Origin of the sequence: Nonomuraea sp. B12E4, assembly GCF_039871825.1 — a bacterium.
Classification (GTDB): Bacteria; Actinomycetota; Actinomycetes; order Streptosporangiales; family Streptosporangiaceae; genus Nonomuraea.
Map to the genome: position 1 here is coordinate 87,570 of NZ_JBDPME010000006.1, position 13,125 is coordinate 100,694.

At 68.6% G+C, this 13,125-nt stretch carries 13 protein-coding genes; 11 read left to right on the forward strand and 2 right to left on the reverse strand.

Annotated elements, in window-relative coordinates; translation table 11 throughout:
• Nucleotides 1-65: 65 nt before the first annotated feature.
• On the reverse strand, nt 66-953 hold the full coding sequence (locus ABGB18_RS16295) for an AraC family transcriptional regulator (protein WP_347696333.1): 888 nt from the start codon (nt 951-953) through the stop codon (nt 66-68).
• Between the two features lie 60 nt (nt 954-1,013).
• Here ABGB18_RS16295 and ABGB18_RS16300 point away from each other — a divergent pair, with 60 nt between their 5' ends.
• The 4 genes from ABGB18_RS16300 to ABGB18_RS16315 all read left to right on the forward strand — a co-directional run bounded on the left by ABGB18_RS16300 (nt 1,014) and on the right by ABGB18_RS16315 (nt 3,506).
• Nucleotides 1,014-1,643, forward strand: a complete 630-nt coding sequence (locus ABGB18_RS16300) for a helix-turn-helix domain-containing protein (RefSeq protein WP_347696334.1) — start codon at nt 1,014-1,016, stop codon at nt 1,641-1,643.
• Nucleotides 1,636-2,472 carry an SRPBCC family protein gene (locus ABGB18_RS16305; protein WP_347696335.1) on the forward strand — a complete coding sequence of 279 codons (837 nt, stop codon included), beginning with the start codon at nt 1,636-1,638 and terminating at the stop codon, nt 2,470-2,472. Before ABGB18_RS16300 ends, ABGB18_RS16305 begins: the two co-directional genes overlap by 8 nt.
• Nucleotides 2,473-2,527: 55 nt before the next feature.
• The gene (locus ABGB18_RS16310) at nt 2,528-2,938 is read left to right on the forward strand and encodes a DUF2000 domain-containing protein (RefSeq protein WP_347696336.1); all 411 of its coding nucleotides are present in this window, start codon (nt 2,528-2,530) and stop codon (nt 2,936-2,938) included.
• 295 nt (nt 2,939-3,233) lie between these two features.
• Nucleotides 3,234-3,506, forward strand: a complete 273-nt coding sequence (locus tag ABGB18_RS16315) for a hypothetical protein (RefSeq protein ID WP_347696337.1) — start codon at nt 3,234-3,236, stop codon at nt 3,504-3,506.
• 567 nt (nt 3,507-4,073) lie between these two features.
• Here the strand turns inward: ABGB18_RS16315 and ABGB18_RS16320 are convergent.
• A complete protein-coding gene (locus tag ABGB18_RS16320) occupies nt 4,074-5,258 on the reverse strand; it encodes a cytochrome P450 (RefSeq protein WP_347696338.1) in 1,185 nt (394 codons plus the stop codon).
• A gap of 460 nt (nt 5,259-5,718) precedes the next feature.
• On the opposite strand from ABGB18_RS16320, the gene ABGB18_RS16325 reads away from it, so the two are divergent.
• The 7 genes from ABGB18_RS16325 (at nt 5,719) to ABGB18_RS16355 (ending at nt 13,118) form a co-directional block, all read left to right on the forward strand.
• Nucleotides 5,719-6,564, forward strand: a complete 846-nt coding sequence (locus ABGB18_RS16325; protein WP_347696339.1) for a fumarylacetoacetate hydrolase family protein — start codon at nt 5,719-5,721, stop codon at nt 6,562-6,564.
• A gap of 98 nt (nt 6,565-6,662) precedes the next feature.
• The gene (locus tag ABGB18_RS16330) at nt 6,663-7,928 is read left to right on the forward strand and encodes an enolase C-terminal domain-like protein (RefSeq protein ID WP_347696340.1); all 1,266 of its coding nucleotides are present in this window, start codon (nt 6,663-6,665) and stop codon (nt 7,926-7,928) included.
• Nucleotides 7,925-8,659, forward strand: a complete 735-nt coding sequence (locus ABGB18_RS16335; RefSeq protein WP_347696341.1) for an SDR family oxidoreductase — start codon at nt 7,925-7,927, stop codon at nt 8,657-8,659. Before ABGB18_RS16330 ends, ABGB18_RS16335 begins: the two co-directional genes overlap by 4 nt.
• A gap of 40 nt (nt 8,660-8,699) precedes the next feature.
• Complete coding sequence (locus ABGB18_RS16340; RefSeq protein WP_347696342.1) at nt 8,700-9,722, forward strand: sugar ABC transporter substrate-binding protein; 1,023 nt, start codon at nt 8,700-8,702, stop codon at nt 9,720-9,722.
• Nucleotides 9,722-11,200 (forward strand): sugar ABC transporter ATP-binding protein, encoded by a 1,479-nt coding sequence (locus tag ABGB18_RS16345; RefSeq protein ID WP_347696343.1) that lies wholly within the window; start codon nt 9,722-9,724, stop codon nt 11,198-11,200. The genes ABGB18_RS16340 and ABGB18_RS16345 overlap by 1 nt, the downstream gene beginning before the upstream one ends.
• The gene (locus tag ABGB18_RS16350; protein ID WP_347696344.1) at nt 11,197-12,186 is read left to right on the forward strand and encodes an ABC transporter permease; all 990 of its coding nucleotides are present in this window, start codon (nt 11,197-11,199) and stop codon (nt 12,184-12,186) included. Before ABGB18_RS16345 ends, ABGB18_RS16350 begins: the two co-directional genes overlap by 4 nt.
• Entirely contained in the window at nt 12,186-13,118 is a 933-nt protein-coding gene (locus tag ABGB18_RS16355) for an aldo/keto reductase (protein ID WP_347696345.1), read from the forward strand. The genes ABGB18_RS16350 and ABGB18_RS16355 overlap by 1 nt, the downstream gene beginning before the upstream one ends.
• The last annotated feature ends 7 nt before the right edge of the window (nt 13,119-13,125 follow it).

Consider the following 13,125-nt stretch of genomic DNA (forward strand, 5'->3'; position numbering starts at 1 on the left):
GCCGCTGACCGGTCAGCGGCGCGGCGCCGTTACGGCGCGCACGGTCACCATGTTCGTAGTGACGGTCACCATGTTCGTGGCGGTGTGTCATGACTGGCGGGGTGTGTGCTTGTTGGTTCGGCGGCCGTGGTTGTGGTTCTCGTGGCTTGGCGGTAGGTGCCTGGGGTCAGGCCGAAGTAGCGGGTGAACCAGCGGGTCAGGTGGCTCTGGTCGGCGAAGCCCGTGGCGGTGGCGGCCTCGGCCAGCGGGGTGCCGGTGGCTATCAGGGTGCGGGCCGTTCGCAGGCGTAGCTGGCGCTGGTAGTCGCTCGGCGGCATGCCGTACTCCGTGCGGAAGGCGCGGTAGACCACGTAGCGGGTGGTGCCCGCCGCTGTCGCCAGGTCGTCGATGGTGAGGTCGTCGGTCAGGTGGGCGTGCAGGAGTTGCCTGGCCTGCCTGGCTATTCGGGTTGACCTGGTGGGTCTGGGGTGCGGGAGCGAAGTCGTGGCGGCCCGGCGTACCAAATGGGTGATCGTCGCCGTGAGGAGTTCGTCGCGGCGGAGGGCGGTCGTGGGGGCGAGCAGCGACGCGTGGAGGGCGCGTAGCGCGCCCGCCAGGGCGGGGTCGTCCAGCACCGGGGTGGTGAAGAGAGGCAGGCCCGCGGGGCGGCCCGTGGCGTCGGCCAGGGCGTCGGCGACCAGGTCGGGGCCTATGTGGACCATTCTGTAGGTGAAGCCCAGCGGGTTGGTGGCGTGGCCGTCGTGGGGGTCCTCCGGGTTGAAGGCCATGACCATGCCCGCCGCGCTGGTGTGCGCCCCGCCCCGGCAGGTGAACGACTGGGCACCGGTCTCCGTCACGCCGAAGGAGTAGGTCTCGTGGCTGTGCCGGTGGTAGACGTGCTGCTCGAAGTGGGCGTGCATGGCCTCGATCGGCCGGTCGGGGGACCGCCAGTATCGGGACCAGTCCTGTCGCATGCCTTCATTGTCGCCGGGTCATTGACAAAAAGTGTTTTTACGTAAAAGATTGTTTTTGCCATGAGGGATGTCCTGTACCTGGAAGAGATCGAGCAGGCCGAGGCCCTGCTCAAGCCGCAGCGCGTGGAGGTGCTGCGGCAACTGGCCGAGCCGCGCACGTGTTCGGAGGTCGCAGAGCGGCTGGGGCAGACACCGCAGCGGGTCTACTACCACGTCAAGCGGCTGGTCGAGGCGGGTCTGGTCGACCAGGTGTCCGAGCGCAGGGTGCGCGGCATCCACGAGGGCATCTACCAGGCCGGAGCCCGCTCCTACTGGCTGTCGCCGCGCCTTGTCGGGCGGATCGGGCTGCGCAGGGCCCGTGACGAGTTGAGCCTGGGCTACCTGCTCGACCTCATGGAGGAGGTCCAGGCCGACATCGCGGCGCTCGACAGGGCGGCGCCCGAGCTGCCGTCCATCGGACTGTCCGGAGAGATCCACGTGCGCCCTGAGGACCGGCAGGAGTTCCTGAGCGAGCTCCAGGGCGCGCTGCGGAGCCTGTTCAGCAAGTACGGGGGAGCGGAGGGCGACGGGTTCAAGCTCGCCGTCGCCTGCTACCCCAAGGCCGCCGAGAGCGGCACCACGGCCTCCGGGGCGGGTGCGGCCCGCGAACCCGGTGACTCAAGCGATCCCAGAGGAGAAGAGCATGACTGAGCCGATGATTCTCCGTGCCCGTGTCCAGGCGCCCATCAAGGAGGTGCGGCACGCGCTGACCGATCCGGCGACGTTGCGGATCTGGCTCGCCGAGCACGCCGAGGTGGAGCTGCCCGACCGATTCGGGTTCTGGGGGCGTACGACGCCCGAGGGGGACGCGCCGCACCAGCGGTTGCTGCACGCCGACGAGCGGACGGTGCGGTTCGCGTGGCTGCTCGACGGTGAGGAGACGACCACCGAGTTCGGGCTGGCGGCGGAGAGCGAGGACAGCACCATTGTGACGGTGTCGCAGTCGCACTTCGACTTCCAGGACGTCATCACGGGCAAGAGCATCCGGGGCGTGCTGGAGACGTACTGGTGTCAGGCGATAACCAACCTGGCCGAGCACTTCGAGGGGCGGGAGCTGTCGCCCAGGGTCGACTACAGCGCCGTGGACCTGCGGGCGGAGGTCACGATCGACGCCTCGGCGTCCGAGGTGTTCGACTCGCTGATCGACTCGGCGAAGGTGACCCGGTGGTTCGGGTTCCCGATCGAGATCGAGCCGCACGTGGGCGGGCGCTTCGCGATGGGCGGCCTCGCGAACGACCCCAGCCCGGCCAAGATCCTCGAGCTCGAGCCCGGCCGCAGGCTCTCCCTGGACTGGGGCGGCCCCGGGGTCGGCACGTGGGAGCTGGAGGGGTCCGGCGGTAAGACGCGGCTGACGCTGGTGCAGAGCGGGTTCGCCGCCGAGCGGCCTCCGCACGCTGCCTGGGGCGGGATCCTGGCCGGGGTGGCGGAGCTGCGGCGCTACCACGAGGTGCCGGACTGGCAGCCGGTCCTGGTGGCCTGATCCGCCGCACGAGCGTTCAAGACGTGGTGAGGGCGGCGCGTTGAGACTGGCGACCATGCGTTTCGACACCAAGATCGGCATCGTGGTACGCGCGGATCTGGCCGCATGGCAGCAGCTCAACGTCACCGCCTTTCTGGCGAGCGCGGTGGCGGGCGGGGTGCCTCAGACCATCGGGGAGCCGTACGAGGACGGGTCCGGCAATGCCTACCTGCCGATGTTCCGCCAGCCCGTGCTGGTGTATGTGGGGGAATTGGGGGACCTGCGGGTCGTCCGGGAGAAGGCGACAGGACGGGGGATGGACGTGGCCGTCTACATCGAGGAGATGTTCAAGACGGGACACGACGCGGACAACCGGGCGGCGGTGCGTGCGGTGGAGGCCGATGAGCTGGGGCTGGTGGGGGTGGCGGTCCATGGGCCCAGGAACGCCGTGGACAAGGTCCTGAAGGGCCTGCCACTGCATCCCTGAGCCGTCGGTCGCCGGAGTCGGAGCCCCCGCCGTGCGGGTCCTTCCATACAGGAGCTACGACAAGCCAGGGTCGTGATGGAGGGTCGCACGCCAGCGGCGGTGCTCAGCTCACGCTCATAGCGGGCGAAAGCACACGTGAGGGACGAAGCCGTAGTTCTGAGTGGGAGTAGCCCACTGGACTGCCTCCCAAAGGCTCGCCCAGCCGTGGTTGCCACACATAGGCGGATAGCTTCCGCCATGCAGTTGGCACTCCGGTGCCTTCTCGGACACGATTGTGCCGCCCGGGATCCAGCCGATGACCTTCGATGAAATGTCGGGTTTTGCGAACAAGTCGATTCGGCGGCCGACGTCGCCGACCCGCATTGGCTTGCCATCGCACCGCCCTGCTTGTAGTGGTGCGGCCAGTGCTGGCGTCGGGGTAGTGGCCATCACCAAAGCACTGGCGATTGCGGCGGTGAGCTTTTTCATGGTTTCTCCCGTGTGTGATTGCCAGGCGGCAGTTGCTTGGCGGCAGGTGGATATGTGGGATGGCGAGATAGAGGCGGCGCGAGCCGTCGGGTGGCGCTAACTCGCTGACCAGGATCAATCACTGATAGTAGTCATGGGCGTCTGAACGGTAAACTGATTTATGGCCGCACCTGCGTTGGCGGTGTGGAGCGTGTCCCCGGAATCGGAGTCAGACGCTGAGCCGTTCTCCGCGTCCTGCTGCACGCCGAACGCCGCCGCCGAGGCACCCGACGCGGCCGCCGGGCACTCGGCTGCTTCGCCCAGATCGGCCACAGATTGTCGGATGCGGATGTTGTCGCACCAGCACAGGATGAGAACGGCCGTACGAAGACGCCGCCGACATCATCCACGTCCCGATCAAGAAGAAGGCCGGCCGGCACAAGCTGAGCGACGATCAGCACACCTGCAACAAGCTCCTGCGTGGCCTGCGCGGAGTCGGTGAACGCGCCAACGCCCCGCTCGCCGTCGCGTTCAAGGCGTCGCGCCGGGTCGGTCTCGACCCCTGGCGCATCGGGAAGATCACTCAGGCGGCGCTGGTTCTGCTCCACCGCGAGAACAAGTGGACCCTCGCCATCACACAACGTGATCTTCGGTTACTGACAACAGCTCAGTGAGCCGAAGGTGGCGGTCAGCCGACGGTGACCGGCAGTTCCTTGATGCCGTTGATGAAGTTCGAGCGGAGGCGGCGGGCCGGGCCCGTTTGGCGGAGGTGGGGGCGGCGGCGGGCCAGGTGTTCGAACAGGACGCGGAGCTCCAGCTTGGCGAGGTGGTTGCCCAGGCAGAAGTGGGCGCCGCCGCCGCCGAACCCGATGTGGGGGTTGGGGGTACGGGCGATGTCGAAGACCTCGGGGTCGGCGAAGACGGCGGAGTCGCGGTTGGCGGAGGAGTAGAAGACCACGACCTTGTCGTCGGCCTGGATCTGACGGTCGCCGAGCAACTGGTCGGTCGTGGACGTGCGGCGGAAGAGGTTCACCGGGGAGATCCAGCGGACGATCTCGTCGGCGGCGGTCGTGGCCAGGGTGGGGTCGGCGACCAGGCGGTTCCACTGGTCGGGGTGCTCGAAGAGGGCGAGCATGCCGCCGGAGGCCGCGTTGCGGGTGGTCTCGTTGCCCGCCACCGACAGCAGGAGGACGAAGAGCTCGAACTCGTTCTCGTCGAGCGTCGCGCCGTTCTCGTCGGGTTGCAGCAGCTTGGTGACGATGTCGTCCTGCGGGTTGGCCCTGCGCTGGGTCGCCAGCTGGTTGGCGTAGGAGTAGACCTCCATGGCGGCGGCCGAGGCGTCCTGGGGAGAGGAGGCGTAATCGGGGTCCTGGGAGCCGATCATGCGGTTGGACCAGGTGAAGAGCTTGTCGCGGTCGGCCACGGGTGTGCCGAGCAGCTCGCAGATCACGTACAGGGGGAGGGGGGCGGCGATCTCGGTGACGAAGTCGATCTCGCCGGTGCACTTGTCGAGGAGGTCATCGCAAATGTCACGGATGTGCTGTTCGAGGGCGCCGATCGTGCGCGGGGTGAATCCGCGGTTGACGAGTGAGCGTCGCTTGGTGTGCTCCGGTGGGTCCTGGTTGAGCATCATGAGCCGCTGGAGTTCGAGCTGCTCCTCGCGTACTTCGTCGAACAGGGCCAGTCTCCGGGCCGAGGAGAACAGGTCGGAGTGGCGCGAGACGTGCACGACGTCCTCGTGCCGGGTGACCGCCCAGAAGCCGGGCTCGCCCTCGTGCCAGTGGACGGGGGAGTTCGCACGGAGCCAGGCAAACTGGTCGTGCGGTGGCCCAGCGGTGGCGTAACGGTCCCGGTCGACGAGGTTGATCTGCACCCGATTCACCCATCCGATCAAGCGCTTGGTTACCGTTCTGAAGCGTGTTCTATTACGTCGCTGTACGGCCGTCAAGGAGAGCGCGGGGGAGTCGATCTGGAAGCGAGCGCGTAAACCTTCGTCTGCAGGCTCTCATGCGGGCTGGGCCCCAGAGGCTCCTGGGGGTGTCGAAGGGCGTGAGCCGGGGGTGTGGGTGAGTGGGGAGGGGTACGTATTTTCCGGTTGGTTGTGCAGTTTTATGGAGGAATGGCGTTACCTCCGATGTCTTGGGTGGTGAGTATTCGGCAGTGTGAACGGAGGCGGCAGAGCGGTGTAGTCGGTTCACGTGTCGGGTGGTTGCTCCGGGGTGTCCTTCGAGGTCGCGGATCGGAGGCAACCGTCCCGGCACCCTTGACACGCTCCACCCCGGCGCACCAGCATCTTGACTCAAGACATCCGATGTATATGTGAAGGATGCGGTGTGAAGCTGCTGCGAGTAGGACCTGTCGGACAGGAAAGAGCGGTTGTGCTGGACTCTGCCGGTGACCTGCGCGACATCGGAGAGCCCGAGATCGACGGGGCTTTCCTCGCTTCCGGGGGAGTGGCGCGCGTCCGCGATGCGCTGGAGCGTGGTGCCCTGCCCCTCGTCGAGGCCGAGGGACTGCGGATCGGCGCCCCCATCGCGCGACCGGGGAAGATCGTCTGCATCGGCCTGAACTACAGTGACCACGCCGCCGAGTCCGGCCAGGCGGTGCCGGAAGAGCCGGTCGTGTTCATGAAGGCCCCCAACACCCTGATCGGCCCCAACGACGAGGTTCTCGTGCCTCGCGGCAGCGTGAAGACCGACTGGGAAGTGGAGCTGGCCATCGTCATCGGCCAGGAGGCCCGTTACCTGGGCAGCCGGGAGGAGGCGCTGGGTGTGATCGCCGGTTACGCGATCTCCAATGACGTCTCCGAGCGCGAGTTCCAGCTCGAACGCGGCGGGCAGTGGGACAAGGGCAAGTCCTGCGAGACCTTCAACCCGATGGGGCCGTGGCTGGTGACCGCCGACGAGGTGGGCGATCCGCAGAACCTGCCGCTGCGCCTGTGGGTGAACGGCGAGCAGCGTCAGGACGGCGACACCAAGAACATGATCTTCGATGTGGCCGAGATCGTGCGGTACCTGAGTCAGTTCATGGTGCTGGAGCCTGGTGACGTGATCAACACCGGTACGCCCGCCGGAGTGGCGATGGGCATGCCGGGGCAGCCCTACCTGCGGGCCGGCGACGTGGTGGAGCTGGAGATCGGAGGGCTCGGCCGGCAGCGCCAGACGGTGGGGCAGGCATGACGGCCCAGGATTCGGCCCCCGGTTCGGCGCAGGATCGAGCTGGGGGAGCGACCTCGGTGGCGGGTCAGGGTGCGGGGGCGGCGTATCGGATCGTGGGGATGGAGACGCATGATGTGCGGTTTCCGACCTCGCGGGAGCTTGACGGCTCCGACGCCATGAACCCCGACCCCGACTACTCCGCCGCCTACGTCGTGCTCACGACCGACGACGGGGTCGAGGGGCACGGGTTCGCGTTCACGATCGGGCGCGGGAACGACGTCCAGACCGCCGCGATCAGCGCGCTGGAGCCGTACGTGGTCGGCAAGGACGTCGAAGACCTGGGCACGCTCTACAAGGACATGGTCAACGACTCGCAACTGCGCTGGCTGGGGCCGGAGAAGGGCGTCATGCACATGGCGATCTCCGCCGTGGTCAACGCCCTGTGGGATCTCAAGGCCAAGCGGGCGGGCAAGCCGTTGTGGCGGTTGCTGTCGGACATGTCGCCCGAGGAGCTGGTCGAGCTCATCGACTTCCGCTATCTGAGCGACGCCCTGACGCGGGACGAAGCCCTTCAGATCCTGAGAAACGCGGAGGCGACCAAGGGCCAGCGGATCAGCGAGCTGATCGAATCCGGCTACCCCGCCTACACCACCTCCCCCGGCTGGCTCGGATACGACGACGACAAGCTGCGCAGGCTCTGCAAGGAGGCCCTCGACCAGGGCTTCACCCAGATCAAGCTCAAGGTCGGCGCCGATCTCGACGACGACAGGCGGCGCTTCCGGGTGGCCCGCGAGGTGTGCGGGGCCGACTTCCCGATCGCCATCGACGCCAACCAGCGCTGGGACGTCGGTTCCGCCATCGAGTGGATCAACGCGCTGCGGGAGTTCAACCCGCACTGGGTCGAGGAGCCGACCAGCCCGGACGACGTGCTCGGCCACGCCGCCATCGCCAGGGGCATCGCTCCCATCCCGGTGGCCACCGGCGAGCACGTACAGAACCGCATCGTCTTCAAGCAGCTCCTGCAGGCCGAGGCGATCTCCTACCTGCAGATCGACTCGGCCCGGGTCGGCGGGGTCAACGAGAACCTGGCGATCCTGCTGCTCGCGGCCAAGTTCGGGATCCCGGTGTGCCCGCACGCGGGCGGCGTCGGGCTGTGCGAGCTGGTGCAGCACCTGTCGATGTTCGACTACGTGGCGGTCACCGGCTCGATGGACAACCGCGTGATCGAGTACGTCGATCACCTCCACGAGCACTTCGTGGACCCGGTGGTCATCCGCGACGGCCGGTACGTCGCCCCGTCCGTGCCCGGGTTCAGCGCGGAGATGCACGCAGAGTCGATCGCCGCCCACACCTTCCCCGGCGGCGCGGTTTGGAGGGACGAGTGAGCCTGAAAGCAGTCGTGACCGGCGGCGGCTCCGGCATCGGCCTGGCCGCCGCCACCCTGCTCGCCGAGCGGGGCATGAAGGTCGCCTGTCTCGACCTCAACCCGCCGGGCGAGCCGTTCATCGGCATCAAGGCCGACGTCACCGACGACGCGAACGTGCGTGCCGCGGTGGCCGAGGCGGCCGAGCGCCTGGGTGGCATCGACGTGCTGGTCAACAACGCGGGCATCGGGGCCCAGGGCACCGTCGAGGACAACCCGGACAGCGAGTGGCACCACGTGTTCGACGTCAACGTGCTCGGCATGGTCCGGGTGGCCCGGGCGGCGCTGCCGCACCTGCGGCGCTCGGAGCACGCCGCCATCGTCAACACCTGCTCGATCGCGGCCACCGCCGGGCTGCCCCAGCGCGCGCTCTACAGCGCGACCAAGGGCGCGGTGCTGTCGCTGACGCTCGCGATGGCCGCGGACCACATCCGCGAGGGCATCCGGGTCAACTGCGTCAACCCGGGCACCGCGGACACCCCGTGGGTCGGCAGGCTGCTCGACGCGGCCCCCGATCCCGAGGCGGAGCGGGCGGCGCTCAACGCCAGGCAGCCGATGGGCCGCCTGGTGAGCGCCGAGGAGGTGGCCGCCGCCATCGCCTACCTCGCCGGCCCCGAGGCGGGGGCCACCACCGGGACCGCGCTCGCGGTCGATGGCGGCATGCAGGGGCTCCGGCTCCGGCCTACCTCATAAAGGGGCCTATGGCCCACCAAGTAAGGAAGGTAACCCCCCAATGAAGCTCGGACCGGCGGTCGCGGTCGCGGCCCTCCTTACGATTGTCACCGCGTGTGGCTCAGGTACCACGACGGGAGGAGGAGGCGGCGGCGCGAAGATCGGCATCGATCATCCCAGGGCCGACTCCGACTTCTGGAACTCCTACATCAAATACGTTCCGCAGATGGCCGGCGAGCTCAAGGTGGACCTCATGCCGGCCACCAACTCGCAGAACGACGTCACCAAGCTGGTCAACAACGTGCAGGCGCTGACCGGTCAGGGTGCCAAGGTGATCGTCATGGCCCCGCAGGACACCGGGGCGGTGGCCACCACGTTGCAGCAGCTCGAGAACAAGAAGATCCCCGTCGTGACCGTCGACACGCGGCCCGACAAGGGCAAGGTCTTCATGGTCGTACGCGCCGACAACCGCGCGTACGGCACCAAGGCCTGCGAGTTCCTCGGCGAGAAGCTCGGCGGCAAGGGCAAGGTCGTGCAGCTCCAGGGCGCGCTCAGCTCGATCAACGGCCGCGACCGGTCCGAGGCGTTCCTGGAGTGCATGAAGGCGAAGTTCCCCGGGATCACGGTGTTCAGCGAGCCGACCGAGTGGGAGGGCAGCAAGGCGGCGTCCATGCTGCAGACCCGCCTGGAGCAGAACCCGGACATCAAGGGCATCTACCTGCACGCCGGCGGCGTTCACCTGGCCCCGACGCTGCAGGTGCTGAAGCAGAAGGGCCTGCTCGTCCCGCCGACCGATGCCAAGCACATCTTCGTGATCTCGAACGACGGCATCCCGCAGGAGTTCGAGGCGATCCGCAAGGGCGACATCGACGCCACGGTGTCGCAGCCGGCCGACCTGTACGCGAAATACGCCCTCTTCTACGCCAAGGCGGCGGCCGAGGGCAAGACGTTCAAGCTCGGCCCCACCGACCACGACAGCACCATCATCCAGCTCCCGAACGGCATGGAGGACCAGCTCCCCGCGCCGCTCGTGACCAAGGACAACGTGGACGACCAGACCCTTTGGGGCAACCAGGTCAAGTGATGAAAAATCACGTTGAGGCCAGAAATATCGTAAAACGCTTTGGTCCAACCACGGCGCTCAACGGCGCGAAGATCGCGATCGCCGAGGGTGAGACCCACGCGCTCGTCGGCAGGAACGGCGCCGGGAAGTCCACCCTGGTGTCGATCCTCACCGGCCTCCAGCGGCCCGACGGGGGCGAGGTGCTGTTCTCGGGAGAGGCGGCGCCCGCCCTCGCCGACCGCGACGCCTGGCGGCAGCGGGTCGCCTGCGTGTACCAGAAGCCGACGATCATCCCGGCGCTGACGGTGGCGGAGAACCTGTTCCTCAACCGCCAGTCCGCCGGGAGCTTGATCAACTGGCGCGGGCTGCGGGCCAGGGCGCGCGCCGTGCTGGACACGTACGAGGTGGACGTCGACGCGCGGGCGCTGGCCGGCGATCTGACCGTCGAGCAGCGCCAGCTCGTGGAGATCGCCCGCGCGCTGTCGTTCGGGGCCAGGTTCATCATCCTCGACGAGCCGACCGCCAGGCTCGACGGGCCGGCCATCGAGCGGCTGTTCACCCGCATGCGGTCGCTGCGCGAACAGGGCGTCACGATGATGTACATCTCCCACCACCTCGACGAGGTCTACGAGATCTGCCAGAGCGTCACGGTCTTCCGCGACGCCCGGCACGTCCTCACCAGGCCGGTGGCCGACCTCCCGCACGACGAGCTGGTCGCCGCGATGACGGGCGAGGCCACGACGGCGTACGAGGCCCGCGCCCGCACCCCCGGCGACACGGTCGTGCTGTCGGGCGAGAGCCTGTCACTGGCCGGCCGCTACCGGGACGTCGACCTCTCCGTCAGGTCCGGCGAGGTCGTCGGCCTGGCCGGATCCGCCAGCAGCGGCAAGGTCGGCCTGGCCGAGACCCTGGTCGGGCTGCGCAGGGCGGACGCGGGCACGGTCACGGTCAACGGTGCCCGGGTCCGGCCGGGTGACGTGCCCGCCGCCATGCGGGCGGGGCTCGGGTTCGTGCCCGAGGACCGGCACCACGAGGGGTTCGTCCCCCTGCTGTCCGTGGGGGAGAACGCCACCTTCCCGATCGCCCGCAAGCTGGGGCGGTACGGCATGGTGTCGCCGGCCCGGCGCCGGGCTAAGTCCGTACAAATGATTGAAAGTCTTGATATCAAGACCGAAGGGCCTGACCAGCCGGTCGGTGACCTGTCCGGGGGGAACGCGCAGAAGGTCGTCTTCGCGCGGGCACTCGTGGACGATCCGACGGTGCTGGTCGTGATCAACCCGACCGCCGGTGTCGACGTCAAAGCCAAGCAGGCCCTGCTCGGCGCGGTCGAGGACGCGGTCGATCGGGGAGCGGGGGCCGTGATCGTCTCCGACGAGCTCGACGATCTGCGCATTTGCGACAGAGTGCTGGTGATGTTCCACGGCAGGGTCGTGCGGGACGTGCCGCGTGGCTGGACCGACCACGAGCTCGTGGCCGTGATGGAGGGCATAGAAGAGTGACCACTGTGACTGTGCCGGCACCCCGGCTGCGGCTGGCCAGGTTCCGCGACCTGACGCTCGTGCCGGTGATCCTGATCCTGCTGGTCGTGGGCGCGTTCCTGGACCCGACCTTCCTGACCCCGGGAAACCTGACGAACGTCCTGCAGCAGCAGGCGGCGATCTCGCTCCTCGTGCTGGCGGAGGCGATGATCCTGATCGCCGGCAAGTTCGACCTGTCGCTGGAGTCGACGGTCGGCACCGCCCCGGCCATCGCGGTGATGCTGATCATCCCGGTGTCGGCGGGCGGGTTCGGCATCGGGCTGCCGGGGACGCTGGTGATCCCGCTGGCGCTGCTGATCGGCGCGGCCATCGGGGCGTTCAACGGATTCCTGATCATCAGGTTCCAGCTGTCGGCGTTCATCGTCACGCTGGCGATGCTGATCATCGTGCACGGCTTCCTGCAGGGGCCGACGGAGGGCAAGACGCTGTTCCAGCTCCCCGACTCGATCCTCTATCTGGGCAGCGCGATGTGGGCGGGCCTGCCGGCGGCCATCTGGATCGCCGGGGTGCTGTTCGCCGCGGGCATGTTCGGGCTGGGCTTCCTCCGGATCGGCCGCTCGCTCTACGCGATCGGCGGCAACTCCGACGCCGCCCGCGCCGCCGGCATCCGGGTGGACCGCGTCCTGTACGGGGTGTTCATCCTCGGCGGTACGCTCGCCGCCCTGGCGGGCATCCTGGAGACCGGCCGCCTCGGCGCGATCGGCAACAGCATGGGGGTCGGCTGGATCTTCATGGTGTTCGCCGCGGCGGTCATCGGCGGCGTCAGCATGGACGGCGGCAAGGGCACGATCCTCGGCGCGCTGACGGGCGTGCTGGTGATCGGCCTGGTGCAGAACATCCTGACCCTCATCGGCGTCTCGGGCTTCTGGCAGCCGGTGATCTACGGCGGCATCATCCTCGTCGCGCTGATGATCAGCCGGATAGCAGGCGGAAAGGCACAAGATTGATGGATGGCGTGATCGAGCTACCACGACACGGCTTCGGTGGCGCGCCGATCGGCAACCTGTACGAAGGGGTCACCGACGAGCAGGCCCGCGCCACCGTCCAGGCCGCTTGGGAGAGCGGGGTGCGGCTGTACGACACCGCCCCCCACTACGGGCTCGGCCTGTCGGAGCGTCGCCTGGGCGCGGCGCTGGCCGGCCGCTCGGACTTCCTCCTGTCCACGAAGGTCGGCCGGCTGCTGGTGCCCGCCGCCGCCGGCCGGGCCGACGCCGAGGGCTTCGACGTCCGGGCCGGCGTGGAGCGGCGCTGGGACTTCTCCGGCGACGGTGTACGCAGGTCGCTGCGGGAGTCCCTGGACCGCCTGGGGCTCCCGGCTGTGGACATCGCCCTCATCCACGACCCGGACGACCACGCGGACCAGGCGATCGAGGAGGCGTACCCGGCCCTGGCGGAGCTGCGGGCCGAGGGCGTGATCCGGGTGATCGGCGTCGGGATGAACCAGTGGCAGGTGCCGCTGCGCTTCGTCCAGGAGACCGACATCGACGTCGTCATGCTCGCCGGCCGCTACACGCTGCTCGACCAGTCGGGCCTGCCGCTGCTGGAGGCGTGCGTGGAGCGCGGCGTGCGGGTGCTGGCGGCGGGCGTCTTCAACAGCGGCATCCTGGCCACGCCCACGCCGGCGGGCACGTACGACTACGCCCCGGCCCCCGCCCCGCTGCTGGAGAAGGCCACCAGGATCGCCAAGGTCTGCGAGCGCCACGGCGTCCCGCTCCCGCAGGCCGCGATGGCCTTCCCGCTGCGCCACCCGGCCATCGCCACGATCGTCGTGGGCGCCCGCACCCCGCGGGAGGTCACCACCAACGCTGCCCTGTGGTCCCGCCCGGTGCCGGAGGAGCTGTGGGCGGAGCTGGAGTCGGAGGGGCTGCTGCCGAGGTGACGCACGC